Source organism: Streptomyces sp. NPDC101219 (assembly GCF_044767675.1).
Classification (GTDB): domain Bacteria; phylum Actinomycetota; class Actinomycetes; order Streptomycetales; family Streptomycetaceae; genus Streptomyces.
The window spans coordinates 1-24,927 of record NZ_JBIWOK010000025.1 but is presented as its reverse complement, the minus strand read 5'-3'; the positions used below and the strand labels follow the sequence as shown (position 1 = coordinate 24,927).

General features: G+C 73.5%; 24 protein-coding genes and 1 riboswitch. Of the genes, 11 read left to right on the top strand and 13 right to left on the bottom strand.

The window, feature by feature from the left end:
* Positions 1-82 precede the first annotated feature (82 nt).
* From ACIRPP_RS31035 to ACIRPP_RS31025, 3 genes are all read right to left on the bottom strand, one after another.
* Positions 83-742, bottom strand: coding sequence for a CoA transferase subunit B (locus ACIRPP_RS31035; RefSeq protein WP_403649826.1), 660 nt, complete (start codon positions 740-742; stop codon positions 83-85).
* A 1-nt stretch (position 743) separates the two neighbouring features.
* Positions 744-1,526 (bottom strand): CoA transferase subunit A, encoded by a 783-nt coding sequence (locus ACIRPP_RS31030; RefSeq protein WP_403649823.1) that lies wholly within the window; start codon positions 1,524-1,526, stop codon positions 744-746.
* A gap of 399 nt (positions 1,527-1,925) precedes the next feature.
* A complete protein-coding gene (locus ACIRPP_RS31025) occupies positions 1,926-2,264 on the bottom strand; it encodes a (2Fe-2S) ferredoxin domain-containing protein (RefSeq protein WP_403649908.1) in 339 nt (112 codons plus the stop codon).
* A 110-nt stretch (positions 2,265-2,374) separates the two neighbouring features.
* A riboswitch (cobalamin riboswitch) is annotated at positions 2,375-2,499 on the bottom strand.
* A 514-nt stretch (positions 2,500-3,013) separates the two neighbouring features.
* Here ACIRPP_RS31025 and ACIRPP_RS31020 point away from each other — a divergent pair.
* Entirely contained in the window at positions 3,014-4,543 is a 1,530-nt protein-coding gene (locus ACIRPP_RS31020) for a potassium/proton antiporter (RefSeq protein ID WP_403649820.1), read from the top strand.
* Positions 4,544-4,626: 83 nt separating this feature from the next.
* On the opposite strand, the gene ACIRPP_RS31015 is transcribed toward ACIRPP_RS31020, so the two are convergent.
* Both ACIRPP_RS31015 and ACIRPP_RS31010 read right to left on the bottom strand, forming a co-directional pair.
* On the bottom strand, positions 4,627-5,007 hold the full coding sequence (locus ACIRPP_RS31015; protein ID WP_403649817.1) for a VOC family protein: 381 nt from the start codon (positions 5,005-5,007) through the stop codon (positions 4,627-4,629).
* Between the two features lie 221 nt (positions 5,008-5,228).
* The gene (locus ACIRPP_RS31010) at positions 5,229-5,645 is read right to left on the bottom strand and encodes a RidA family protein (protein ID WP_403649814.1); all 417 of its coding nucleotides are present in this window, start codon (positions 5,643-5,645) and stop codon (positions 5,229-5,231) included.
* 136 nt (positions 5,646-5,781) lie between these two features.
* Between ACIRPP_RS31010 and ACIRPP_RS31005 the strand changes: the two genes are divergently transcribed.
* From ACIRPP_RS31005 to ACIRPP_RS30995, 3 genes are all read left to right on the top strand, one after another.
* Positions 5,782-6,780, top strand: coding sequence for a helix-turn-helix transcriptional regulator (locus ACIRPP_RS31005; RefSeq protein ID WP_403649811.1), 999 nt, complete (start codon positions 5,782-5,784; stop codon positions 6,778-6,780).
* An 87-nt stretch (positions 6,781-6,867) separates the two neighbouring features.
* A complete protein-coding gene (locus tag ACIRPP_RS31000) occupies positions 6,868-7,545 on the top strand; it encodes a 2-phosphosulfolactate phosphatase (RefSeq protein WP_403649808.1) in 678 nt (225 codons plus the stop codon).
* An 83-nt stretch (positions 7,546-7,628) separates the two neighbouring features.
* Positions 7,629-8,375, top strand: coding sequence for a vWA domain-containing protein (locus ACIRPP_RS30995; protein ID WP_403649806.1), 747 nt, complete (start codon positions 7,629-7,631; stop codon positions 8,373-8,375).
* 75 nt (positions 8,376-8,450) lie between these two features.
* Here ACIRPP_RS30995 and ACIRPP_RS30990 read toward each other — a convergent pair whose 3' ends face one another.
* On the bottom strand, positions 8,451-8,834 hold the full coding sequence (locus tag ACIRPP_RS30990) for a VOC family protein (protein WP_403649803.1): 384 nt from the start codon (positions 8,832-8,834) through the stop codon (positions 8,451-8,453).
* 109 nt (positions 8,835-8,943) lie between these two features.
* Here ACIRPP_RS30990 and ACIRPP_RS30985 point away from each other — a divergent pair, with 109 nt between their 5' ends.
* Positions 8,944-9,609: an MSMEG_1061 family FMN-dependent PPOX-type flavoprotein gene (locus ACIRPP_RS30985; RefSeq protein WP_403649800.1), complete on the top strand. Its 666-nt coding sequence runs from the start codon at positions 8,944-8,946 to the stop codon at positions 9,607-9,609.
* A 53-nt stretch (positions 9,610-9,662) separates the two neighbouring features.
* Here ACIRPP_RS30985 and ACIRPP_RS30980 read toward each other — a convergent pair whose 3' ends face one another.
* The 4 genes from ACIRPP_RS30980 to ACIRPP_RS30965 form a co-directional block, all read right to left on the bottom strand.
* The gene (locus ACIRPP_RS30980; RefSeq protein WP_403649797.1) at positions 9,663-12,422 is read right to left on the bottom strand and encodes an AAA family ATPase; all 2,760 of its coding nucleotides are present in this window, start codon (positions 12,420-12,422) and stop codon (positions 9,663-9,665) included.
* 224 nt (positions 12,423-12,646) lie between these two features.
* Positions 12,647-13,495, bottom strand: coding sequence for a sigma-70 family RNA polymerase sigma factor (locus tag ACIRPP_RS30975; RefSeq protein WP_403649794.1), 849 nt, complete (start codon positions 13,493-13,495; stop codon positions 12,647-12,649).
* A 302-nt stretch (positions 13,496-13,797) separates the two neighbouring features.
* Positions 13,798-14,517 (bottom strand): alpha/beta fold hydrolase, encoded by a 720-nt coding sequence (locus ACIRPP_RS30970; RefSeq protein WP_403649791.1) that lies wholly within the window; start codon positions 14,515-14,517, stop codon positions 13,798-13,800.
* 123 nt (positions 14,518-14,640) lie between these two features.
* Positions 14,641-15,591, bottom strand: coding sequence for an alpha/beta hydrolase (locus ACIRPP_RS30965; protein WP_403649788.1), 951 nt, complete (start codon positions 15,589-15,591; stop codon positions 14,641-14,643).
* Between the two features lie 74 nt (positions 15,592-15,665).
* Here ACIRPP_RS30965 and ACIRPP_RS30960 point away from each other — a divergent pair, with 74 nt between their 5' ends.
* The 5 genes from ACIRPP_RS30960 to ACIRPP_RS30940 all read left to right on the top strand — a co-directional run bounded on the left by ACIRPP_RS30960 (position 15,666) and on the right by ACIRPP_RS30940 (position 20,330).
* Positions 15,666-15,989, top strand: coding sequence for a hypothetical protein (locus tag ACIRPP_RS30960; protein ID WP_403649785.1), 324 nt, complete (start codon positions 15,666-15,668; stop codon positions 15,987-15,989).
* Between the two features lie 31 nt (positions 15,990-16,020).
* Positions 16,021-16,494, top strand: a complete 474-nt coding sequence (locus ACIRPP_RS30955) for a carboxymuconolactone decarboxylase family protein (protein ID WP_403649782.1) — start codon at positions 16,021-16,023, stop codon at positions 16,492-16,494.
* A 195-nt stretch (positions 16,495-16,689) separates the two neighbouring features.
* Positions 16,690-17,586 carry an RNA polymerase sigma-70 factor gene (locus ACIRPP_RS30950; RefSeq protein WP_403649780.1) on the top strand — a complete coding sequence of 299 codons (897 nt, stop codon included), beginning with the start codon at positions 16,690-16,692 and terminating at the stop codon, positions 17,584-17,586.
* Between the two features lie 164 nt (positions 17,587-17,750).
* On the top strand, positions 17,751-19,481 hold the full coding sequence (locus tag ACIRPP_RS30945; RefSeq protein WP_403649778.1) for an FAD-dependent oxidoreductase: 1,731 nt from the start codon (positions 17,751-17,753) through the stop codon (positions 19,479-19,481).
* Between the two features lie 102 nt (positions 19,482-19,583).
* Positions 19,584-20,330, top strand: a complete 747-nt coding sequence (locus ACIRPP_RS30940) for an SDR family oxidoreductase (protein ID WP_403649775.1) — start codon at positions 19,584-19,586, stop codon at positions 20,328-20,330.
* 14 nt (positions 20,331-20,344) lie between these two features.
* Here ACIRPP_RS30940 and ACIRPP_RS30935 read toward each other — a convergent pair whose 3' ends face one another.
* The 3 genes from ACIRPP_RS30935 to ACIRPP_RS30925 all read right to left on the bottom strand — a co-directional run bounded on the left by ACIRPP_RS30935 (position 20,345) and on the right by ACIRPP_RS30925 (position 23,393).
* A complete protein-coding gene (locus ACIRPP_RS30935; protein ID WP_403649772.1) occupies positions 20,345-21,079 on the bottom strand; it encodes an N-acetyltransferase in 735 nt (244 codons plus the stop codon).
* Positions 21,080-21,086: 7 nt separating this feature from the next.
* Positions 21,087-22,730 carry an FAD-dependent monooxygenase gene (locus ACIRPP_RS30930; RefSeq protein ID WP_403649769.1) on the bottom strand — a complete coding sequence of 548 codons (1,644 nt, stop codon included), beginning with the start codon at positions 22,728-22,730 and terminating at the stop codon, positions 21,087-21,089.
* A gap of 174 nt (positions 22,731-22,904) precedes the next feature.
* The gene (locus tag ACIRPP_RS30925) at positions 22,905-23,393 is read right to left on the bottom strand and encodes a hypothetical protein (RefSeq protein WP_403649767.1); all 489 of its coding nucleotides are present in this window, start codon (positions 23,391-23,393) and stop codon (positions 22,905-22,907) included.
* A 556-nt stretch (positions 23,394-23,949) separates the two neighbouring features.
* Here ACIRPP_RS30925 and ACIRPP_RS30920 point away from each other — a divergent pair.
* Positions 23,950-24,837: a phosphotransferase enzyme family protein gene (locus tag ACIRPP_RS30920; RefSeq protein ID WP_403649765.1), complete on the top strand. Its 888-nt coding sequence runs from the start codon at positions 23,950-23,952 to the stop codon at positions 24,835-24,837.
* Positions 24,838-24,927: the final 90 nt, after the last annotated feature.

Below are 24,927 nucleotides of genomic sequence, written 5' to 3'. Positions count from 1 at the left end.
CAACGGTATGGAAGCCGCCACCACATCCGGCCGGTGACGGTGTGGACCCGGACCGGTTGTGCCGCCGGGGCCTGTCTGCTAGTCAGACGCCGGCCGGGGTCTCCAGTCCGGCGGGTACGAGCAGGTCGGCGCCGGTGGCCGCCCGCACCTCGTCGACACCGACGCCGGGGGCGAGTTCGACGAGCGCGAACCCGTCCGGGGTGACGTCGACGACCGCGAGGTCGGTGATGACGCGCTGCACGACGCCCGTTCCGGTCAGGGGCAGGTCGCACCGCGCGACCAGCTTGGGGCTGCCGTCCTTGGCCGTGTGCTCCATCAGGACGATGACGCGGCGCGCACCGTGCACCAGGTCCATGGCGCCGCCCATGCCCTTGACCATCTTCCCCGGGATCATCCAGTTCGCCAGGTCCCCGGAGGACGACACCTGCATGGCCCCCAGCACGGCGGCGTCGATGTGCCCGCCGCGGATCATGCCGAAGGACAGCGCGGAGTCGAAGAACGACGCCCCCGGCAGGACCGTGACCGTCTCCTTGCCCGCGTTGATCAGGTCCGTGTCGAGCTCGTCCTCGCGCGGGTAGGGGCCGACGCCGAGGATGCCGTTCTCGGACTGCAGCACGACCTCGACTCCCGGCGGCAGGTGGTTCGGGATCAGCGTGGGCAGGCCGATGCCGAGGTTGACGTACGTCCCGTCCACCAGTTCGCGTGCGGCCCGGGCCGCCATCTGCTCTCGGGTGAGCGCCATGTCAGGCACCGCCTTCCTGGCTGCTGCGCACGCAGCGCCGTTCGATCCGCCGGACGGCTGCCGGGTCGTCGGGGAGGACCCGGACCACCCGCTGCACGAAGATGCCGGGCAGGTGCACCTCGTCCGGGTCCAGTTCGCCCGGCTCCACCAGGTGCTCCACCTCGGCAACGGTGACGCGGCCGGCCATCGCGGCGAGCGGGTTGAAGTTGCGGGCCGAGGAGTGGAACACCAGGTTGCCGTGGCGGTCCCCGACGGCTGCCCGCACGAGGGCGAAGTCGGTGGTGATGCCCTCCTCCAGCAGGTGCTCCCGGCCGTCGAAGACCCGGGTCTCCTTCGCGGGCGACGCGACCGCGACCTGCCCGTCCGGTCCGTACCGCCAGGGCAGCCCGCCCTGCCCGACCTGGGTGCCGGCCCCGGCGGGCGTGTAGAACCCGGGGATGCCCGCGCCACCCGCCCGCAGGCGCTCCGCCAGCGTCCCCTGCGGCACCAGTTCCACCTCCAGTTCACCGCTGAGGTACTGGCGGGCGAACTCCTTGTTCTCCCCCACGTACGAGCTGGTCATACGGGCGATCCGGCCGGCCCGCAACAGCAGTCCGAGCCCCCAGTCGTCCACCCCGCAGTTGTTGGAGACGACGTCGAAGCCGCCCACCTCCCTGTCCAGCAGCGCGGCGATCAGCGCACTCGGTATGCCGCACAACCCGAACCCGCCGACCGCGAGCGACGCGCCTTCCGCGACGTCGGCCACCGCCTCGTCCGCGCTGTCGACGGCCTTGTCCAGCCCCATACGGTCCCTCTCCGTCAGGGGTGCGTCCCGCCCCCCGAACAGCCGGGGCGCCGCGGGTCGTGAAGACCCGGCGCCGTGGCCCTGTCATCGATGGGGCGACTCTAAGGACGCACCGGAACGCATCGGTATGGCTGCCTGCTACACCTTCCGCCCGGAGGGCATGTGGTTGCCGACCAGGCACGGAGGCGTGCCCCGCGGACGCGACCGCGGGTCACGCGACCGACTGCCATGTGCGCGGCCACCATGCCGATGACCTGGGGACCGGCGGTCAGCGGTGGCGGACCACACAGTTCACGGGCGCGCCCCCCGGTCACGAGGGGGCGGCTTGGCTGTCGTGCGCGTTCTGCCTCAGACGTGACGCCCTGTTCGGCGGCGTCCGGCCCCCGGGTCAGTCACCGGTCACGGAGCCGTGCGGCGGCGCGGCGGGGTGAACGTGTACAGGTCCAGGATGTCCGGCAGGGGGGCGATGCCCGGGCCGCCGGCCCGTACCCAGGCGGCGATGTCCTCGGTAGCCGCCGGGTCGTTGACCAGCCCCAGCCACACCGGCCGGGCTCCGGCGGCACGCCCCGCGGAGGAGGGCCGCACCACGACGACGTTCGCCTGGTCGCACACGTCCAGGCAGTCCGACACCCGCACGGGCGCCTCGGCCCGCAGGCGCGCGGTCTGCGCCGCGTGGTCCCCGGCCACCTTCGCCGTGCCGCAGCAGCAGTCCCGGCACACGACGATCCGGCACGGCACGCCGCCGACGGATTCCCCCGTCGTCCTGTCGTCTTCCTTCTGTTCGGGCACGCCGAACCACCCCTCTCCGGGGAGATCCGCCCCGGTGTCCTGTGAGGAGGCGACGACGTGAGTCTCCTGGCTCTCGGGTCGTAGCTGATCCCGGCCTTCCCACCCCTCGCGGGGCAGTGGCCTGTCGGGGATCCGCTCACCGATCACAGTGGCGGGACCGCGCCGGATTCGCACCGGCTTCCTCGGGCCGCCGTCGCCCTGTCGCCGGTCATCATTCCACCGGCCGGCCCGCGGTGTCCGGGCGCCCCCTGCCCCGCGGCGGTAGGGGACTCTCCGGGCCGGCTTCCCGGCGGAGCGCCGGGCGGAGCCGTCCGTCGGCCTGTTCCGGCAGTTCAGCCGCCCTGGGACGGGGGGTCGCCGACTCGCCGCCGACGCTGTCGCAGCCGGTTATGCGTGGTCTACGCTACTTCGCCCCTGGTGTGATTGTGTTGTCCCACCGCGCGAGGAGAGCAGATGGCCCCCACCGCCGACCGTGACGACCGGCGCCCCCGTATGGGGAAGAGGGCGTACCGCCCGGACGCGGCCGGAGGCCGTCGCCCAAGACCCGTGTCCTCCCTCTCGGCGCCGGTGCGGCCCTGGTCGCTGGGCCTCGGGCTGTCCCCGCCCCCGCCCGGGAGATCCGGGGCGCGCGGTCCTGCCCTCCGGTTCCCGGACCGCTGCGGCCGCCGCACGGCGGGTGACGGCACGGGGAACGCCCCATGACGCTGTCCGAGATGTACCTGGCCCTGCTCGTCGGCGGTGCCGTGCTGCTGGTCAGCATCGTCGCCGCCCACACCGCCCACCGCATCGGCCTGCCCAGCCTGCTGCTCTTCCTCGCGGTCGGGGTGATCGCGGGCGAGGACGGAGCCGGTCTGGAGTTCGACAACGCTCAACTGGCCCAGGCCCTCGGGACCGCGGCACTGGGTCTCATCCTCGTCGAGGGCGGTCTGAGCACCCGGTGGGAGGACGTCCGGCGCCAACTGGCCCCGGCCGGCGTGCTCGCCACCGTGGGCGTGGGCCTGTCCGTCGTGGTGACCGCGGCCGGCGCCCACTGGCTGCTCGGCATGGAGTGGCAGTTGGCGCTGCTGCTGGCGGCGATCGTCTCCTCCACCGACGCGGCCGCCGTGTTCGCCGTGCTGCGCGCCCTGCCCCTGCCGCAGAAGCTCACCGGCCTGGTGGAGTCCGAGTCCGGCTTCAACGACGCCCCGACGATCATCCTGGTCCTGGTGTTCTCCACCATGGAAACCGACCCGAGCAGCCCGTGGCTGCTCGGCCTCAACCTGCTCTACCAGCTCGCCGTCGGCGGCCTGCTCGGTGTGCTGATCGGCCGGCTGGGGGCGGCCGCGCTGCGCCACATCGCCCTGCCCGCCACGGGTCTGTACCCGCTGGCCACGGTCGGCTTCGGCGTCATCGCCTTCGCCGCGGCCGGCGCGGTCAACGCGAGCGGCATCATCGCCGCCTACCTGTCGGGGCTGGTCCTGGGCAACGCCCAGCTGCCGCACCGGGCGGCCACGCGGTCCTTCGCCGAGGGTGTCGGCTGGCTGGCGCAGATCGGCCTGTTCGTCATGCTCGGCCTGCTGGTCGATCCCAGCGAGCTGCCGTCCGCGATCGTCCCGGCCCTCGTCGTCGGGTCGGTGCTGCTGTTCGTCGCCCGCCCGATCTCCGTCGCGCTCTGCCTCCTGCCGTTCCCGATCCCCTGGCGCGAGCAGACGTTCATCTCCTGGGCCGGGCTGCGCGGCGCGGTGCCCATCGTGCTGACCACGTTCCCCATCGTCGCCGGGATCGACGGGGCCCGGGACGTGCTCAACATCGTGTTCCTGCTCGTCATCCTGTTCACACTCATCCAGGGCCCCACCCTGCCGACCGTCGCCCGGCACCTGCACCTGGTCCGCGCGGGAGCGCTGCGCGAGATCCAGGTGGAGACGGCGCCCCTCGACGTCCTGGACGCCGATCTGCTCACCGTCGCCATCCCGGAGGGCTCCCGGCTGCACGGCGTCGCGGTGTTCGAGCTGAGGCTGCCGCGTCCGACCGTCATCACCCTCATCGTCCGCGGCGGCACATCGCTCGTGCCCGACCGGGACACCGTGCTGCGGGCGGGCGACGAACTGCTGCTCATCACCACCCCCGACACCCGGGACGCCGCGGAGCGGCGCCTGCGGGCCATCGGCCGGCGCGGAAAACTGGCCCGCTGGCTCGGTGAGGACGGGGCACCCGAGCCCAAGGCCGTCCCCCCGGCGCCGGCCAACTGACCTGCCCGTGCCGTCGGCGACGGCCGGGACCTCCGGTCACAGGGCCCGGGGCGGCCTCGGGTCCCCGGGTGCGGAGCCTCGGGTCAGAGAGCTTTCAGGCGTGCCTTCAGCAGGCAGAACTCGTTGCCCTCCGGGTCGGACAGGACGTGCCACTGCTCGTCGCCGGTCTGACCGATGTCGGCCCGGCGCGCGCCCAGCGCCAGCAGACGCTCCAACTCCGCGTCCTGGTCACGGTCGGTGGGGTTGACGTCGATGTGCAGGCGCGACTTGCCCTTCTCCGGTTCGTCGCGGCGGCTGAGGATGATCGTCGGCTGCGCGCCGCCGAAGCCCTCGCGGGGTCCGATCTCCAGCGTTCCGTCGTCCTCCCGGTCGAGGATCACGAAGTCCAGCACCTCGCACCAGAAGCGGGCGAGCGCCTCGGGATCGCGGCAACCCAACACCAGTTCACTGATACGACACGCCACAGTGCGACCCACTCTCAGTCCGACGACCCTCCGTGCGTCCCCGCAGGAGGTCCGCGGTCCTGGACCGGACCCCGGCTTCGCCGAGGGTAGTGATCCACTCCTGCACCCGCGACACCTTTTCCGTTGCGCCGGGACCCCGTCCTCCCCGCGGGCGGCGGGCGGCGGGCCGCCGCCCCGGCCGCGGCAGCCGTCCGATGCGGGCTGCCACGGCCGAGTCCGGCTCACCCCGGCCGGACGCCGTCCCAGGCGACCGCGGTCCCCTCCAGTTCCACCATCAGCTCGGGAAGCGCCAGGCGCGTCACCCCGAGCATCGTGGTGGCCGGTGCCACCCGTGCGGCACCCAACCGGGCCGCCAGCACCCCGTAGTGCTCGAAGAGCCGGTCGACATCGGTGGTGTACACCGTGAGGCGCACCAGATGCGCCAGTGTCATGCCCGCCTCCTCCAGCACGGCCTCCAGATTGTCGACGGACAGGGCCAACTGCGCTCCCATGTCGCCGGGATGACGGGGCTTGCCGTCCTCACCCATCGCGCCCTGCCCCGAGCAGTACAGCGTCCGGTCCTGGCCGCGCACCGACTGCCCCTGGCTGTAGCCCAGCTCCACCGACCACGGCCACGGATTCACCGTCGAGCGTTCCATCCCCGTATCAACTCCTCTGCTACGACGGCGAATGCACGCGCCCGAGGGGGCCCGCATCCGCCGTCCCTGTGTGACACGGGCAAGCCTCTCCGGATATCACGACACCCTTGGTCATGTATGCCGCTACCGTTTCCGCATGCGTGCCGACCGGCTGATCTCCCTGGTCCTGCTGCTGCGCCGCCGCGGCCGGATGACGGCGAGCGCCCTCGCCCGCGAACTCGAGGTGTCCACCCGCACGGTGCTGCGCGACATCGAGGCACTGTCCACGGCCGGCGTCCCCGTGTACGCCGAACGCGGCCGGCACGGCGGGTTCGAGCTCCTGCACGACTTCCGTACCGAACTCACCGGGCTCACCGGCCTCAACCACGACGAAGCCCTCGCCCTCCTGGCCGCCGGCACGGCGCGCGGGGACCACGTCTTCGGCCTCGGACCGGCCCTCGCCTCCGCGCTGCGCAAGGTGCTCGACGCGCTGCCCGAGACCCACCGCACGACCGCTGCCGACGCCGCCCGGCGTCTCCTTCCGGACCCGCCGGCCGATCTGCTCGCCCGCCGCCGCGACACCGACCGGATATCCGACACGGCGATGCACGAGGTCCGGTGCGCGGTCCTGGAGGGACGGAAGCTGCGCATCCACTACGCCGCCGTCGGCCGGCAGGCGCAGTGGCGCACCGTCGACCCGATCGGCCTGGTCACCGTGGGCGACCGCGGTTACCTGCTGGCCACCCGGTCCGGCGCCGACCGCACCTACCGCCTCGCACGCATACGGGCCGCCGAGACGCTCACCGAAGCCGCGCACCGGCCCGACCAGGTCGACCTCGACCGCCTGTGGAAGGAGCGGGCGGCCGGCTTCCGTGACCGCGGCGACCACATCACCGTGCGGGTGCGTGTCAGCCCCGGGCGCAGGGACGAGCTGCTCGACACCGCCCTCGGTGTCCGCGCACCGGACGGTCAACCTCCCGACGCGGACGGCTGGTTGCGACTGGACGTCACCTTCCAGGACACAGAGCACGCCCACTGGGCGCTCTGGCGGCTCGCCCCCGACATCGAAGCCCTCGCCCCCGCCTCCCTCCGGGCCGCGCTCCGGGACCATGCCCTCTCCCTCGCCGCCCGGTACGGCCGGGAAGCCCCGCCCTGAGGCCACGATCACGCCGGACAGCCGGCCTCTCCCCCGCCGGGGGGCCGTCTTGTGGAGCGTTCTCGCAGGCTGCGATCATCGGTCGTCATGGACGCGCGTGTGGCCGGCATTCCCGGCCTGGACGGCACGGAAGAGGTCGTCGTCGTGATCGACGTGATGCGGGCGTTCACCACCGCCGCCTGGGCCTTCCACCTCGGCGCCACCAGGATCGTGCTCGCGGCCGACGAGGACGAGGCCCTGGCGCTCAAGGACCGTCATCCCGGCTGGCTCGCCCTGAAGGACCGGGCTCCGGCCCGCGGTTTCGACCTCACCAACTCCCCCGGCCTGATCCGCCAGGCCGACCTGTCCGGCCGTACCGTCGTCCAGAAGACGACCGCGGGGACGGTCGGCGCCCTCGCGGTGGCCGACGCGGAACTGGCGTTGTGCGCCGGCTTCGTCGTGGCCGGCGCGACGGCCCGGGCCCTGTCGGCGTCCGGCGCCGGCTCGGTGACGCTGGTGGCCACCGGCGACGGCGGTCGCGCCGAGGAGGACCTGGCCTGCGCCGCGTACTTGACCCAGTTGCTGGCCGGTGACCGTGCCGACTCCGCCCCTCACCTCCACCGCGCGGAGACGTCCCCCGCCGCCGACGACCTGCGCCGAGGGCGGCGTCGCGGCGTCCACCCGGACGACGTGGCGCTGTGCCTGGAGGTGGACCGGTTCGACTTCGCCATGAAGGTGGGCCGGGAGGAGGGCCTGACGGTGCTGCGGCCGTTCCCGGCCCGGTGACCGCGCCGGAGGGAGGGCACTGCGCAAGATTGCGAAACGGCCAAGGCCGGGTCCTTTCCGTCTCGGCGTCGCACCATGGAGGCGTGATTCCGAGCAACCATCGTGAAGGTAGCGCGGCCGTCAGCCTCACCAAGGTGCAGGAGAAGGCGCCCGACCTCGTCGGTCTGTACAAGGCGGCGGGTGCCAGCGTGCGCAGCCACGGCCTGGAAGCCGTACGGGCCGCGGTGTACCTCGTGCTGGACCGGTCGGGCTCGATGCGGCCCTACTACCGTGACGGCACCATGCAGCACTTCGCCGAGCAGGTCCTGTCCCTGTCGGCGCACCTGGACGACGACGGCACCGTGCCGGTGGTGTTCTTCTCCACCGACGTCGACGGCAGCACGGACCTGGCGCTCGGCGGGCACCGCGGCCGTATCGACAAACTGCACGAGAACCTCGGTCACATGGGCCGGACCAACTACCACTGGGCCATGGACGAGGTCATCGACCACTACGTGGAGTCCGGCAGCGACCAGCCCGCCCTGGTCGTCTTCCAGACCGATGGCGGCCCCACCAGCCGGTTCGCCGCCGAACGATATGTGTGCAAGGCCGCGCGGCTACCCCTGTTCTGGCAGTTCGTCGGCTTCGGCGATCCGGACGACAACGAGTTCTCCTTCCTGCGCAGACTGGACACGCTCGCCGTTCCGGCCCGGCGCGTCGTCGACAACGCGGGCTTCTTCCACGCCGGCCGCGCCCCGAAGGCCGTCCCGGACCACCAGCTCTACGACCACCTGCTGCAGGAGTTCCCCGACTGGCTGGAGGCGGCACGCTCCGCGGGTGTCGTGGCGTAGGCCCGCCACGCGGCGCGGGTGCCCTGGGCGTGGCTGGCCCGCGACCGCTGGCGGCCCCGGACGGCAGCGGGCGGCTCAGGACGGCCGTGCGGCCCGGTCGGACTCGCTGCGCAGGACGCAGAACTCGTTGCCCTCGGGATCGGCGAGGACCGCCCAGCCGGAGCCGTCGGGGTTCCGGCGATCGGCGACAAGAGTGGCGCCGAGGCCCAGCAGCCGTTCCACCTCCTGCTCCCGCGAGGTCTCCGGGCGCAGGCACAGATGGACACGGTTCTTGCTCGTCCTGGGTTCGGGCACCTCGTTGAAGTAGAGCACCGGGCCGTCCCCCAGCGGCACCTGCACCTCCCGGTCGCCAGGCCCGTCGTCCGGATCCAGCGGGCGGCCGGTCACCTCGCTCCAGAACCGGGCCAGTTCATGGGCGTTCGCGCAGTCGATCGCCACGTTCTGCACCAATGAGACCATGTGTGCGAGCCTCCCGACTCTTCCTGCGGACGCCACCGGGTCGTGGCCTTCCGCACGGGGATCACCCAGGTGCTGGCCGCCCCCGTGACACGCACCTTAGGGTCGCCGTATGACGATCGACACCGAGGCCGGCGGCGCGCTGTTCGAGTCCCTCCGGGCGGACGCCCTCACCGGCGCCGAGCAGTTGCGCGAGCTCTACCCGGAGCCGAACCCGAACGCGCTCCGCAAGGAGCTCGACCGGCTGACCGAGGAGACCCGGGCGCTGATCGGGTGTTCCTCGCTGGTGTTCATCGGCAGCGCGGACGCCGAGGGCCGGGCCGACGTGACGCCGCGAGGCGGCCCGGCCGGATTCGTGTCGGTCCTGGACGAGCGGACACTGGCGATCCCCGACGCGACCGGCAACCGGCGGCTCGACACCCTGCAGAACGTGGTGCGGACCGGGCGCGTCGGACTGGTCTTCCTCATTCCGGGCCGCCCGACCACGCTGCGCGTCAACGGCCGTGCCTGTGTCACGGCCCGCCAGGACCTGCTCGCCCGGCTCACTCCCGTCGGCAGACCGCCGGTCACGGCGATCGTGGTGGAGGTCGAGGAGGTCTACCCGCACTGCCCGAAGTCGCTGATGCGCGCCCACGCCTGGCAGCCGGAGAAGTGGCTGCCGGCCGACGCCCAGCCGAGCAGCGCCGAGGTGACCCTCGCGCAGCTGGACCTGCCTGGCCTGACCGTCGAGCAGCTCGAGGAGGCCGAACGCGAGTCGCTGCGCCTGCGCTACGAGTGAGTCCGTGACCCGGACGGCACGGCCTGGGCGGCACAACCGGGTGGCGGAGGCGCTCAGTCGGGCGTTGCGGCCTCGTGGGCGGCCAGGGCTGTGCGGAGGTGACGGCGGGAGGTGACGCCGAGTTTGGTGAACACCTTGCGCAGATGCCATTCCACCGTGTGCGGGCTGAGGAACAGCTGGGCGCCGATCTCCGGGTTGGTCAGGCCGTCCCGGGCCAGGGCCGCGATCCGTGCCTCCTGCGGGGTCAGCGCCACGCGTGCCGTGCGGCGTCCGGCAGCCTTCTCGCCCGTGGCCAGCAGTTCGCGGGCGGCACGGTCCGTGAACGCGCCCGCGCCGAAGCCGGTCAGCATGGTGTGGGCGGTGCGCAGGTGGGCCCGGGCGTCGCGGCGGCGGTTCTCCCGTCGCAGCCACTCGCCGAACACGAGGTGGGCGCGCGCCAGTTCCACCCTCGACCGTGTTCGGCCGAGCCGCTCGACGGCTTCCCGGTGGTGTTCCTCAGCGGTGTCGCCGTCGCTGAGCAGAGCACGTGAGCGCGCCCGCAGCCCCAGCGCCCAGTCGGTGCCCGCGGCTTGTGTCATCCCGTCCAGCCGTTCCACGGCCGCGGCTGCCGCGTCCCGGTCGCCGGAGCGTGCCGCGGCCTCCACCAGCTCGACGAGATACCACCCGTAAAAGCCGAGGTCCTGGTAGGCGCAGGCGCGCCGGGCGCTGTCCAGGGCCGCGCCGTGGCGGGACAGGCCGTTGTACAGCAGGGCCGTCGCGTGGTGGGCGAGGCCCAGGGCCCGCCCCTCGCCCCGGTCGGTCGCGGTCCGGACGGCCTGCCCGATGACGTGCAGGGCGCGCTGTTCGTCGTCGCGCCACGCTGTCAGCATCAGGGACGTGTAGTCCGACGGGGCGTTGCCGGTGGCGGCGGTCAGGGCGTCCGCCTCCTCGATCAGGGCGGCGGCCTCGGCGAACTCGCCTGCCTGGAGGTGCACGCCCGCGCGGTACGACAGCGCGACGGGCAGGGAGGCGAGGGCGCCCGCACCGCGGGCGAGTCGGACCGCGCTGTCGGCCAGGTCGTGCCACGCCTCGTCGTCCCACACCTCCGGGGCGATGGGTTCGGGGGCCACCGGGCAGGACAGCCACAGCCACCGCGCGGTCTCCCCCGGTCCGCCGCTGTCCGCCTCGGCACGGAAGGCGTCCAGGGCCTCGCGGAGCGGGCCCAGGGAGGCCGCGTAGCCATCGGTGAAGCGCTGTGTCACGCCCTCCAGGAGGAGGTCGGTGCGGCTTGCCGTGCCGGAGACGCGGGGTACGGCCCGCGCGACCTCCGCCGCGTCGCGGACCGTGGTCCCGCCGTCGAGCCGGCCGGCGAAGATGGCGGCCGCCATGGCTTCGAGGTACGTCTCCCGGGCCAGCGCCGCGTCGAGCGGTTCCAGCCGCCGGGCGGCGTCCAGGAAGAGCGGCGTCGCCTCGCTCGTGCGGCTGCGGGCGAAAACGATCCGGGCGTGCACGCGGGCCAGCCGGGCCCGGCCGAAGGCGTCGAGGGGGCCCGCAGCGGCGGCCCGCGCCAGCTGGTGCGCGGGCTCCACCGCCGCCGCCTCGAACTTCGCCTCGGCGGCGGTCAGCGCCCGGGCGCTGCGCAGGGCGGGATCGGAGGTGAGTTCCATCGCGCGTTCGAGGAAGGCCGCCGCGGCGGCGAGCCCGCCCCGGGCCCGTGCCCGGTCGGCGCAGCGGGCCAGGTCGGCGGCGACGTCCTCCTGCGGCAGCACCGTCGCGAGGGCCCGGTGCCAGGCCCGGCGGTCCGCGTCGAGGTCCGGGTCCGTCGCTTCGGCCAGGGCGCGGTGGGCGGCGGTGCGGTCGGTCTCCGCCGCGACACGGTAGGCCGCCGAGCGCACCAGGGGGTGGCGGAAGCGGAACCGGCCGCCGAACTCGATCAGGCCCAGGGCCAGGGCGGGCGACGCCGCGTCCATCGACAGGCCCAGCCGCTCCGCGGCACGGTGCAGCAGGGTGAGGTCGCCGCTCGGCTCGGCGGCCGCGACGAGCAGCAGCCGTTGCGTGGCCGGGGGAAGCGACTGGACGCGGACGCGGAAGCTCTCCTCGATCCGGCTCGCCGCGGGCCGTGCGGCGGGCCGGGTGAAACCTCCGGCGAGGTCGGCCTCGGTGACGCTGCGGGGCAGCTCCATCAGGGCCAGCGGGTTGCCCCGGGCCTCGGCGAGGATCCGGCTGCGGACGTTCTCGTCGAGGACTCCGGGGATCACCGACCGCAGCAGGGCGCGGGCGTCGTCGTCGGCCAGTCCGTCGAGCCGGAGGCCGGGAAGCCCGTCGAGTGTCCGCTCGTCGTCCGGCTCCCGTACGGCGAACACCAGGCCGACCGACTCGGCCTGCAGCCGGCGAGCGACGAAACCGAGGACCTGCACGGAGGCGTGGTCGAACCACTGCACGTCGTCCACCAGGCAGATCAGCGGTCTCTCCCGCGCCACCTCGGCCAGTTGGTTCAGGATCGCCAGGCCGAGCAGGAACGCGTCCGGCGGCGGGCCCTTGGCGAGGCCGAAGGCGACGTCCAGTGCCTCGGACTGGGGGGCGGCGAGGTGGTCCCGGCCGGCGAGGAGCGGGCCGCAGAGCTGGTGCAGTCCGGCGAAGGGGAGTTCCATCTCGGCCTCGCTGCCGTCGGCGCGCGCGGTCCGGCAGCCGAGTGCGTGGCCGGCCAGGTGGTCGAGGAGTGCGGTCTTGCCGAGGCCCGCTTCCCCGCGCACCACCAGGGCCGCGCTCCGGCCCGCCCGCACATCGGCCGCCAGCCGGTCCATCACCCCGCGTTCCGGTATGCGGCCCAGCATCGCGTTCACCTCGCACGGTGACCAGAAGACAGTGCCTGGCGCCCAGGGTCTCGTGTCCAGTGCCTCCGCCGAGCCTACCGGCGGGGCGCGCGCGGTGCCGTGCGGTCGGAGCTGCGCAGCCACTGAGCGGGCCGTGGGGGGCGCGAGGCCGGGCCTGCCCGGTGCCGTCCGGGCCTGCCCGGTGCCGTCCGGCCCAGGGGTGGCTGCGACGCGGGTGCAGCGGGCTATGCCGCCCGGGCGAGCGGGCCGGCACCGGTCCGGTCGGCCGTGGCGTCGGCCGTGGCGTCGAGGGTGTCGTCGAGGAGCAGCTTCTCCAGGCCCGCGAGCTGCCCGGTCTGCGCCGCCGCCAGGAACGCGCGCACGAACCGGCGGTGCGTGGCGGCGTCCGCCGGCCGCCGCGTCCGTTCCGTGTGCGCCCCGGCGAGGCGCTGGTGCGCACGGGCCACGTGCTGTCGTGAGCTGACGACGCTGAGGTGCAGAAGTCCCGCGATCCGGGTGTGCGGGTATCCGAATCCCTCGTGGAGGACGAACGCGGCACGCTGCCTCGGAGTCAGCCGCTCCACGAGGAGGGCGACCGCATGCTGCACCGCCTCCTGCCGCTCGGCCACCGCTTCCGGTGTCGCCTCGGAGCCGGGGGGTTCGGGCAGCCAGGGGGTGGCGGGGTACTCCCGGCGGCGACGGGCGGACTGCCTCGCGTTGATCGCCAGCCGGACCGTGATCGTCCGGAGCAGGGCCGCGGGGCTGTGCACGGCCCTGCGGTCGGTCCGCCGCAGGCGCAGCCACACCTCCTGGAGCACGTCCTCGGCCTCGCTCGCGTCGCCGACGATGCGGTGGGCAATCCTGAACAGGGACGGCCGGACGCTGAGGAACAGGGACGTCGCGTCCGCCAGGTCGTCGATGGCCCCGGGTGTCCTGCCGCCGCTCGCGCCGGTGCCGGTCGCTGTTCCGGGCGTGGGTGCGACGGGGTGCGCGGAGGCGATGGGGTGCGCGGGTCCGAATCGGGGCGCGAGGCCGGTGTCGTGGCCGGTCCGGGTGTCGTATGCGGTCTCGGTCTCCGCCAGGTGCGTGTCCACGGTCGGCTCCTCGGAAGAAGTGGGTCGACGGCTCTGAGGTGAACCTGCGACCAACGTCCCGCCGCGGCGGTCGTCCTCGCGCCCTGGAGAGTCCGTGGGGAAGTGCGTGGTGGGCCCGGGGTGGTCCGGGGCGATCCGTGGTGCTCCCTGGTCGTGTCGTGTCCGGGGCGTCTCCGGTCCGGGACACCGCCGGTGTCCGGCACACAGAGGACGGCCCGCTCGTGCCGGGTGGAGCGGGCCGGCGACGCGGGCACCCGCACCGCCGGGCGCGGTGCGGGTGCCGGGGGCAGGGGTGCCGGTGTTCAGGCCGCGGCCTGCGTCGCCTCCTCGATCAGACGGGCAACGGCATCGGGTTGTGAGACGCTGACCGCGTGCGAGGCGGGGACGGTCGCGACCGTGGCCCGGGCACGCTCCGCCATGAACTTCTGCGTCTCCTGCGGGATGTTGCGGTCCTCGGTCGCCACGAGGACCCATGACGGGACGTCCCTCCAGGCGGGGGCGGCGCTTGCGCCCCCCAGCGCGGCGTCGGTCACGGGCCGCTGGGTGGCGGCCATGACCGACGCGGTGCTCTCGGGCACGTCGGCCACGAACTGCTGGTGGAACTTGCTCTTCTCGATGTACAGGTCCACCGCCTGACTGCCGTCCGTGTTCGTGACCGGCACCGGACGGAGTGCCTCACCGAGCGTGCTGCCGGGGAACTTGCCGGCCAGGGTCATGGCGCTCTCGCCCTCGTCGGGCAGGAAGGCCGCGACGAAGACCAGCGCCTTGACGTTGTCCTGGCCCTTCGCGGCGTTGCTGATGACCGCCCCGCCGTAGGAGTGGCCGACGAGGACCACGGGGCCGTCCACGGAGGCGAGCAGCTGCCTCACGTAGGCGGCGTCCCCCGCCAGGGTGCGCAGCGGATTGCTCGCGGCGATCACCGGATGGTCGTGGGACTGGAGCTTCTCGACGACTCCGGTCCAGCTGGAGGAATCGGCGAACGCGCCATGCACGAGAACAATGGTGGGGTTCTGCGTATTCATGGGACTTTCCTTTCGAGGCTGTTCTTCGGCACGCGTGAGCGGAGGCCCGGCGCGGCCCTGTGCGCGTCGATCCGGGGACGCGCCGGCCCGCAGGGTTCGGTGACGCCCGGCGGGCGTCGTCCGTCAGGCGGTTCCCAGCGCCTTGCGCAGCACGTGGACGGCCTGCTCGATCGCGGCGGTCGACGCCTGGGTCTCCCGCACCGGGTTCAGCATCATGAAGTCGTGCAGGGTGGCGTTGTAGCGCAGGTGGGTGGTCGGTACGCCGGCCTGGATCAGCTTGCGCGCGTACGCCTCGCCCTCGTCGCGCAGGACGTCGTTCTCGTCGACGACGACGAACGCCGGCGGCAGGTCCCGCAGGTCGTCGAGCGTTGCCCGCAGCGGGGAGGCGGTGATCTCGGCGCGCTCGGCCGGGTCGGTGGTGTAGGCGTCCCAGAACCACTCCATGGCCTTCGCGGTCAGGTGCGGACCGTTGGCGAAGGTGCGGTAGCTCCCGGTGTCCTGGGCCGCGTCGGTGACGGGGTAGTACAGCGACTGGTGGTGGAAGGTCACATCGCCGCGCCGCTTCGCCATGTGGGTCAGGGCGGCGCTCATGTTGCCGCCGACCGAGTCGCCCGCGACGACCATGCGGGAGCCGTCGAGGCCCTCCTCCGCGCCCCGCGTGGTGATCCACTGGGCGGTGGCGTACGCCTGCTCGATGGCGACGGGGTACTTGGCCTCGGGCGAACGGTCGTACTCGACGAAGACCACGGCCGCCCCGGTGCCGACGGCCAGCTCGCACACCAGGCGGTCGTGGGTCCCGGCGTTGCCGAGGATCCAGCCGCCGCCGTGCACGTAGAGGATCACGGGCAGGGTGCCGGTGCTCCCGGCCGGCTTGACGATGCGGACCTGCACGTCGCCGGCCTGTGCGGGGACGGTGATCCACCGGTCGTCGACGTCCGGCTTCGGGACGGGCTGGGCCTGTACGTCGTCGAGCAGTTTGCGGGCCCCCTCGACGCCCAGCTCGTACAGCAACGGCGGCTTGGCGGTGGCGTCGGCGAATTCCTGTGCGGCGGGTTCGAGAACGATGTCACTCACGGTTCTTCCTTTCGACGTGGTGCACGGGGAAGGGATGTCACGGCCTTCTGCACAGAAGACCGGGCCGGGAGCCGGTGCGTGACGCACCCGGTGAGGAGACGAGCCGCGGCGCGACGCGTGTGGAGGGCCGCGGCGGTGTGGATCCGGGCGAGGTCCGCGGGGCGGTCATGGCCCTGTCGGCGGTCCGGTGGCCCGGCGCCGTCGCCTCGGACGGGCAGCTGGTCACCAGGACGCTCTCGCCGGCCATGCTTCCCACCCTGGCCCCGATGACGACCGGACGCTCGCCGGGTGCCCGCCCGCCCGGCACGCAGAAGGAGACAGTGCGTCCGGGCCGGGACCGCTACTCCGCCCGCCGACGGGTGTCACACATCGGCCCCCTGCCCGGTCAGCAGGGGTGAACCCGAACCACCCCACCCTCAGGAGAGCGTCATGGAACCGCGCGTCAACTTCTTCGGCAACCCCCTCGCGGGCAAGGTGCTGCGGCACATCAACTCGGCGACGAGGATCGCCTCGGAATCGGGTGTGCCACCGGCGACCCAGGAACTCGTGAAGATCCGCGCCAGCCAGATCAACGGCTGCGGTTTCTGCACGGACATGCACACCAAGGACGCGGCCGCCGCGGGCGAGAGCCTGCAGCGGCTCAACCTGGTGGCCGCCTGGCGGGAGGCCACCGTGTTCACCGAGGCGGAGCGGGCCGCGCTCGAACTGTCCGAACAGGGCACCCGCATCGCGGACGCCGCGGGCGGTGTCACCGACGAGGCCTGGCGGACGGCGGCCAAGCACTACGACGACGACCAGCTCATCGCGCTGCTGTCGCTCATCGCGCTCATCAACGCCTACAACCGCATCAACGTGATCAACCGCCAGCCCGCCGGCAGCTACCGTCCCGGCCAGTTCGGCTGAAGCCCGAGGAGGGCCGGCCCCGGCGCGCGCCCCGCCCGGCGTGCGGCCCGCGTGGTCGCCCCGGCCGACGGCGGCCGGACCGACGGACGACGCCGGTCACGGGGCGCGGTCGCCAGGGTGGCCGGTGGCGCCCGCGCGGCCTCCCGTCCAGGCCGGACGTAGCATGAACACGACTGCGGGCCGGAAGGGGCATCGATGCACAAAAGCGACGATGCGGACTCACTCGAGAAGGCGACGCGTGATTTCGTGGCCGCGCGCCCGCAGCTCTTCGGCATCGCCTACCGGGTGCTGGGCAGTGCCGCGGAGGCCGAGGACATCCTGCAGGAAGCCTGGGTGAAGTGGCAGCAGGGCAACCGGGCCGAGGTGATCGAACCCGCGGCCTACCTCACCACGATGACCACCCGGCTCGCGCTCAACACGGCCCGGTCCGCACGGGTCCGGCGGGAGAAGTACGTGGGGCCCTGGCTGCCCGAGCCCGTCGACACGAGTGCGGACCCCCAACTGGGCGCGGAACGGGCGGAGGCCGTCGAACTGGCCGTGCTGCACCTGCTGGAGCGGCTCACCCCCACGGAGCGGGCCGCATATGTCCTGCGAGAGGCGTTCGACTACCCCTACGGGCGGATCGCGGAGATCCTGGAGACGAGTCAGGCGAACGCCCGGCAGCTGGTCAGCCGGGCCCGCCGGCATCTGGCCGCGGAGCGGCGTGAGCGGGTCAGCCGGTCCGCGCACCAGCGCCTGCTGGAGGTGTTCCTCACCGCGGCGCGCACCGGTGATCTGCGTGCCCTGGAGGACGTCCTCGCCGCGGACGTCGTCAGCTACGCCGACGGCGGGGGCGCACGCGGCGCGTCGCGGATCCCGGTCGTCGGGCGGACGCGTGTCGCCCGCTACGTGGTCGCGTTCGCCCCGCGATTCTGGCCGCGGACCCGGACCCAGTGGGTCGAGGCCAACGGCCGGCCGGCCGTCCTGGTCCGGTCCGGTGAGGACGCCGTGGCGCTGCTGTCGGTCGACGTCTCGGCCGAGGGGATCGACCGGGTCATGTGGGTGCTGAACCCGGCGAAGCTGGCACCCTTCGCCGCGTCCGTCGCGGCCTGAATCCTCCCTGCAGCCGGCGGCACGGCACCGTCCCGACGCCCCCGCTCCCCCGCCACGCCACCCCTCGTCGCATCGCGCCGGTGAGGTGCCCTGACCCGGCCTCTGTCACAAAAGCCCCGGCCGACCGGTCGTACTCAGTGACGGCCCAAGAGATCGGAGCCACCGTGGCTATCCACGAACAACGCCTCGCCACCCTCGTCCTGGTGATCGGCACCGGCGGCGCGGGCCTGCGGGCGGCCATCGAACTCGCCGAGGCGGGAGTGGACGTCCTCGCCGTCGGCAAACGCCCCAAGGAGGACGCGCACACGGCCCTGGCCGCCGGGGGCATCAACGCGGCGCTGGCCACGACGGACCCCGAGGACAGCTGGCAGCAGCACGCCGCGGACACGCTCAAGGAGAGCTATCTCCTCGCCGATCCGCGCACCGTCGAGATCGTCACCCGCGGGGCGGCCCGGGGCATCGACGACCTGGAGCGCTACGGCATGGAGTTCGCCCGGGAGGACGACGGCCGCATCTCCCAGCGCTTCTTCGGCGCGCACACGTTCCGCCGCACCGCCTTCGCCGGCGACTACACCGGCCTGGAGATCCAGCGCACGCTGGTCCGGCGGGCGACCCAGCTCGGCATCCCGGTGCTCGACAGCGTGTACATCACCCGGCTTCTGGTGCACGACGGCGCCGTGTTCGGCGCCTACGGTTTCGACCTCACCGACGGACGGCGCTACGTCATCCACGCGGACGCCGTGATCCTCGCCGCGGGCGGCCACACCCGCATCTGGCGGCGCACGTCGTCGCGGCGGGACGAGAACACCGGCGACTCCTTCCGGCTCGCGGTGGAGGCCGGTGCCCGGCTGCGGGACCCCGAGCTGGTCCAGTTCCACCCCTCCGGGATCATCGAGCCGGAGAACGCGGCCGGCACGCTGGTCAGTGAGGCGGCCCGCGGGGAGGGCGGCATCCTGCGCAACGCCCTCGGCGAGCGGTTCATGAAGCGCTACGACCCCGCCCGCATGGAACTGTCCACGCGGGACCGGGTGGCCCTGGCGTCCTACACCGAGATCAAGGAGGGCCGCGGCACACCCCGCGGCGGCGTCTGGCTCGACGTCTCGCACCTCCCCCGGCAGACGATCATGACCAGGCTTCCCCGGGTCTACCAGACGCTGCTGGACCTGCAGATGCTGGACATCACCCGGGAGCCGGTCGAGATAGCGCCCACGGCGCACTACTCGATGGGCGGGGTGTGGGTCCGGCCCGACGACCACAGCACGGACGTGCGGGGCCTGTACGCCATCGGCGAAGCGGCGAGCGGCCTGCACGGCGCCAACCGGCTGGGCGGCAACAGTCTCATCGAGCTGCTCGTCCACGGCCGCGTCACGGGTCTGGCCGCCGCGGCGTACGCGCTGGGACTGGAGACCCGGAAGCGGTCGACGGCAGCGGTGGCCGAGGCCCGGGCCGAGGTGGACCGCCTGCTCTCGGCCGACGGCCCGGAGAACGTGCGGTCGCTGCAGCGGGCGCTGCGCAACACCATGACCGAACACGCGGGCGTGGTGCGCGACGAGCGCGGGCTGCGTGCCGGCCTGGCGGAACTGGCCGACACCGAGAAGCGGATGGAGGACGTCGGTGTCCATCCCGACATCGCCGGCTTCCAGGACCTCGCGCACGCCTTCGATCTCAGGTCCGCCGCCCTCGCCGCGCGGGCCACGCTGGAGGCGGCCCTGGAACGCCGGGAGACGCGCGGCTGCCACAACCGCAGCGACCACCCGGAGACCGACCCCGCGCTCCAGGTCAACCTGGTCTGGTCCCCGGCGACGGGCGTCACCCGTGAGGAGATCGGTCCCATCCCGGACGAGATCTCCGCGCTCATGGAGGACGTGTCGACCGTCGGGAAGCTGGTGGAGTAGCCCGCCGGACCCCTGGCCGGCTCAAGCGGCCGGGGGCCACCCCTCCGGGCGGTGCCACGGCACCGTGTCACCGCCGGAAGACCAACCGGAAAGGATCCCACCATGAAGGTCGTAGTCATCGGCGGTACCGGTCTGATCGGCTCGAAGCTGGTCACGAAGCTGGCCGAGCAGGGGCACGAGGCGGTACCGGCGGCGCCGGAGACCGGTGTCGACACCCTGACCGGTGAGGGGCTCGCCGAGGTCCTCAAGGACGCGTCCGTCGTCGTCGACGTCTCGAACTCCCCCTCGTTCGCCGACGACGACGTCATGCGCTTCTTCCGCACCTCGACCACCCACCTCCTGCGAGCCGGGGCCGAGGCGGGCGTCGCCCACCACGTCGTGCTGTCCGTCGTCGGCACCGAACGGCTCCAGGAGAGCGGCTACTTCCGCGCCAAGCAGGCGCAGGAGGAACTCGTCAGGGCGTCCGGGATGCCGTTCTCCATCGTCCACGCGACGCAGTTCTTCGAGTTCATGAAGGGCATCACGGACGCCGCGACCGACGGAGACACCGTGCGCCTGGCCCCTGTCGGCATCCGCCCCGTGCATTCCGACGACGTGGCCGCCGCCGTGTGCCGTACGGCCCTCGGCCCGCCCGTCGACGGGGTGGTGGAGGTGACGGGGCCGGAGTCCTTCCAGCTGGACGAACTGGTCCGTGACTCCCTGGCCGCCGAAGGGGATCCGCGCCGGGTCGTGGCCGACCCCGAGGCCCCGTACTTCGGTGCCCGGCTCGGGCGGGCCACCCTGCTGCCCGGTCCGGGCGCGCGGCCCGGCGGGACGCGGATCGCCGACTGGGCCGCCCGGCAGCGGTAGGCGGAGCCCGCGCCTCAGCCGACCCGGTGCCGGACCCACACATTGGGCTCGACGTAGTCGGCCCGGTCCCGCGCGGTGTCGCAGTGCACCGGGACGAGGGCGCCCGGCACGTCGGTGTCACCGTCGCGGTCGAAGGGCAGGCCGGTCCATTGCCGCCACTGCTCCAGTGAGCCGCTGACCGTCATCGACGCCGGAGCGATGCGCTGGATGCTGCCGCCGGCCTTGACGTGCACGCGAAGCCAGGGATCGGCCGGGAAGCCGTCGTCGCCCCGTCGCCGGACGTAGTCGGTCATGGTGACGCGCGGTTCGAGGTGCTTGGCCGTCGGGCGGACCGGGGCCGGCAGCGCCTCGTGGCCCTGCCGCCCGACGGCGTCCCGCAGCACGGCCAGCACCCGGTAGGACAGGCCACGGCCGAGGTACGCGGTGTCCACCGCGATCTCCAGCGCGCTGACCGCCGTGGGCCGGTGGCCCTGGTGCCGGTCGCGGTACGCCCACCCGAGCACCTGGTCCCAGCCCTTGTCCGGCATCTCCTCCCGGCCTTCGGCGCGGCTGTCGAAGGGCACGCTCAGTCCGCGGGCGACGACGCGGTCGCCGTCCGTGGCGACCACGCAGTAGTGGAGGAAGTCCTCGGCCACCCGGCCCAGCAGGGCCTCGCCGACCGGATCGTGCGGGATGAAGGCCGGCCAGGTGTCGGCGATCTCGTAGAGGCGGGGGAGCAGCGCCGGGCGCTCGTCCAGCGGGGTGATCACGATGCTGTCATGGTCGGTCAGCGTCGGGACCCTGCCACAGCAGGACCCCCACTGGCCAGCGGTTTTGACCGGGGGACGACGGGGGCGGAGGCCCTCCGTACGCCGCTTCCCTCCGGCTCAGCCGTGTCCGGTGGGCGCCCACCGGTCGAGGTAGGACAGCAGGCCGGTCAGGTCGGTGCCCCGGGCGACGTAGCCGACATGACCGTCGGGGCGGACGAGGGCGTGGGAGACGCCCCGCCATGGGCTGCGGCCGCCGAGGTGGTGGACGGACAGCGGGGCGTGCCTGCCGTCGAGGGCGGCGGCGAGCCGTGCGTCGGGCCAGAGGCGGGGCGGGCCGGTGAGCAGGAGGTGCCAGCCCGGCGCCGCCGTGCGCGTGTGCAGTCCCAGGGGGCGGTCGGGCAGCCGGTCCCCGGCTTCCGGGCCGACCCTGGGCGGGGGGGGAGCCCGCCGTGGAGACGGGGCTGTTCCGGTAGTGGATGCCCAGTTCCGAGACGGTGCGGAAGAGGCGGCGGCGGACCGCGGGCGGGCGCAGCAGCATCGGTGCGAGGAGCGGGGCCACCCGGGTGCGGCCGAAGCGCAGGACGGGGTGGGTGCCGGTGGCGGCGATGAACGCGCGGTCGGTGAGCGCGCGCACGCCGCGGCCCACGGGGGCGCGCTCGGCCTCGTAGGTGTCCAGGAGGTCCCCGGGCGCCGCTCCCCGCAGGACGAGGGCGAGTTTCCAGCCCAGGTTCAGCGCGTCCTGGATGCCGGTGTTCATGCCCTGGCCGCCGGCGGGGCTGTGGATGTGGGCCGCGTCGCCGGCGAGAAAGCAGCGACCGGAGCGGTAGCGGGCGGCGCCGCGGTTGTGGAGGCGGAAGGTCGTCATCCAGACCGGGTCCCGCAGCGCCAGGGGCTGCCCGCCGGTGCCGCGGTCGGCGGTCTCCTGGAGCAGCGGCAGGTCCACGTCCGTGCCGGGGCGGTCCGGCGGCCGTACGGCGAGCAGGCGCCAGCCGGCCGGGGAACCGAGGGGGAAGAAGAACACCATGCCCTCCCCCGTCATGTACGAGTGCACGGAGCCTGGCTCCAGCCCGTCCACCTCCAGGTCGGCGAGCAGGAACGTCTGCGGGTACGCGTGCCCCTCGAAGGGGATGCCGCTCTGCTCGCGCACCGTGCTGTGGGCGCCGTCGCAGCCGGCCACGTAGCGCGCCGTGACGGTCTCCCGCGCGCCGTCGGCGTGCCGCAGCCGGCAGGTGACGGACGGGCCCGTCGCCTCCAGCGCGAGGAGTTCGGTGCCGCGCTCGACGGTCACGTCCTGCGCGGCCAGCCGGTCGGAGAGGACCCGCTCCGTCTCCGCCTGCGACAGGAACAGCAGGAACGGGTACGCGGTGTCGTCCAGCCCGGTGTCGAACAGCCGGAGCTCCACGACCCGGCCGGGCGTGTGCAGGCGCAGGCGCATGGCCGGGTTGCCCCGGGCCACGAGTGCGTCGGTCGCCCCCAGAGCGGCCAGCATTTCCAGGGTGCGCGGCTGGACGACCAGCGCGCGGGAGTCCCGGACCCGCTCGGGGGACCGGTCGACGATCCTGAACGCGACGCCGTAGGCCCTCAGTTGTGCGGCGAGCGCGAGTCCCGTCGGGCCCGCGCCCACCACCAGCACGTCGAGCGGCTGCGTCATGTGCCCACGGTAGTGCAGACCTCGGGGGACGGGGGCGACGGCCGGGCCGTGACGGCCCGGCGGCGGGCGCGGCGCCTCCGGCGGACCGGTGGCGGGACGCACCGTGACGGCCCGGCGGCGAGCGCGGCGCCTGCGGCGGACCGGTGGCGGCGCGCTCGCCCCCGTCGGTGCGGGTCAGTGCAGGGTGTACTGGCAGATGTGGTTGCCCTCGGCGCCGCCCGGGTCGTCCACGACCTTCTTGCCGTCCACGGTGATCGAGCAGGGCGCGGCGGCGAGCCGGCCGTCGGACTGGGTGACCGGTCCCGGCACGACGGACACGATGGTGCCGACCTTGCGCTGGGTGCTGTTCAGGGTGATGCTGTCCGACTTCTTCCACGGCAGGGAGACCTGCTCGGTGCGGTTCGTGCCGAGGACGTAGTAGACGCTGGTGCTGCCGCTGCCGCCGACCTCCAGGGTCACTTCGTAGGTCTTGTCGGCCCGGTCGCCGCCGTCCGTCCCCTTCTCGTCGTCCTTCTCCTTGTCCTGACCGCCGGCGGCCGGCGCGGACGACGCGGCTGCTCCCTGGTCGGCGGCCGGCTTCTTGTCGTCGTCGCCGCTGCCGCCGCACGCGGCCAGCAGCCCGGCTGCCGCGGCGATCGCGATGATGGTCCTTGCCCTGCGCATGTGGATGGTGCTCCCCCGGTGGTACGGATGTCTTTCGGGCTGTGGAAACGATCAGCCCCGATCATCGTAAGGGTGGGCGCGGGGTGCCCCGGCCGGCACGCAGCGCGGGCAGGGCGGAGACGCGTCGCAGGCCCCACGTCCCGTGCGGGTGAGGGCGGCTGCGGTGGGATCGCGTCCCCCGTTCCGCGATCCCACCGCCTCAACTGCCGCTCGGGAGCCGCCCGGCCGGGTTCCACGGCTGCTCCTTCTCGCGCCTGCCGCGGATCCACCGGAGGCCGCCGCGGCTCCGCCGGCCGGCCCCCTGCGGCGCCTCCCCCCGCGCCGCGTGTGGTGCAGTCGGGGAGACGGTACGCGGCGGGCCCGGGCGGCCGCGTCCGCCGGTCGGTTGAAGACGGGAGTAAACCGTCGGGGTAGGAGTGCGGTGTCTGCAACTTCCGCGGTACTCGGGGCGGGTGGCCCCGCAGCGGGGGTCCGGGCCCCCGGAAAACAGCTGCGCCCGCACGTCGGCCGCAGGATAGGGTCGGCACCTCGCGGCGAGTGAGGGGAACCGACGACGATGCAGGCACCTCAGGTGCGGCGGGCGACGGCCGCGGCCAGGTGGGTCGTGTCGTCCCTCGGTCTGCCGGTGGACGACGCGACCGTCGTGCAGAACTCGAACAAGCTCACCCTGCGGCTGCTGCCGTGCGATGTCCTGGCGCGGGTGGCCCCGGTGGCGCAACAGGTCGCGGAGTTCGAGGTCGGGCTGGCCGAGCGGCTCGTCGCGGCCGGGTGTCCGGTGGCCGCACTCGATCCCCGCGGGGAGCGACGTGTCCACGAGCGGGACGGCTTCGTCGTCACGCTGTGGACCTACTACGCATCCGTGCCGTCCCGGGAGGCCGCCCCGGCCGACTACGCCGACGCGCTTACCCGCATGCACGCCGGCATGCGCACCCTCGACGTGCCGGCGCCGCACGTCACCGAGCGGATCGCGCAGGCCGGGCGGCTGCTGGCCGACCGCGAGCGCACGCCCGAACTCTCGGATGCGGACCGGGAGTTGCTCAACTCCGTGCTGCGCGGCGCGGCCCAGGTCATCGCCGGGCTCCGCGGCCGGAGCGATCAGCTGCTGCACGGCGAGCCGCATCCGGGCAACCTGCTCAGCACGCGGGACGGACTGCTGTTCATCGACCTGGAGACCTGTTGCCGCGGGCCGGTCGAGTTCGACCTCGCCCATGCGCCCGAGGAGGTGGCCGGGCATTACCCCGGCGTCGATGAGGAGTTGCTCCGTGCCTGCCGTCTCCTCGTGCTGGCGATCGTCACGACCTGGCGCTGGGACCGGGACGACGAGCTGCCCGACGGGCGCCGGATGGGCGTGGAGTGGCTCGACCGGATCCGGGCGACGGTACCGCGGGAGTGGATCCAGGGGGCTTCGTCCGGGATCCGGCCTGCCCCGGACGAGAGGTCCTAGTGACCTGAGTCGGAGATTCGTCGGCAGTAGGCGGCGACTTTGTCGAGGATCTCGTCGGCGGTCTTGGTCCAGATGAAGGGTCTGGGGTGC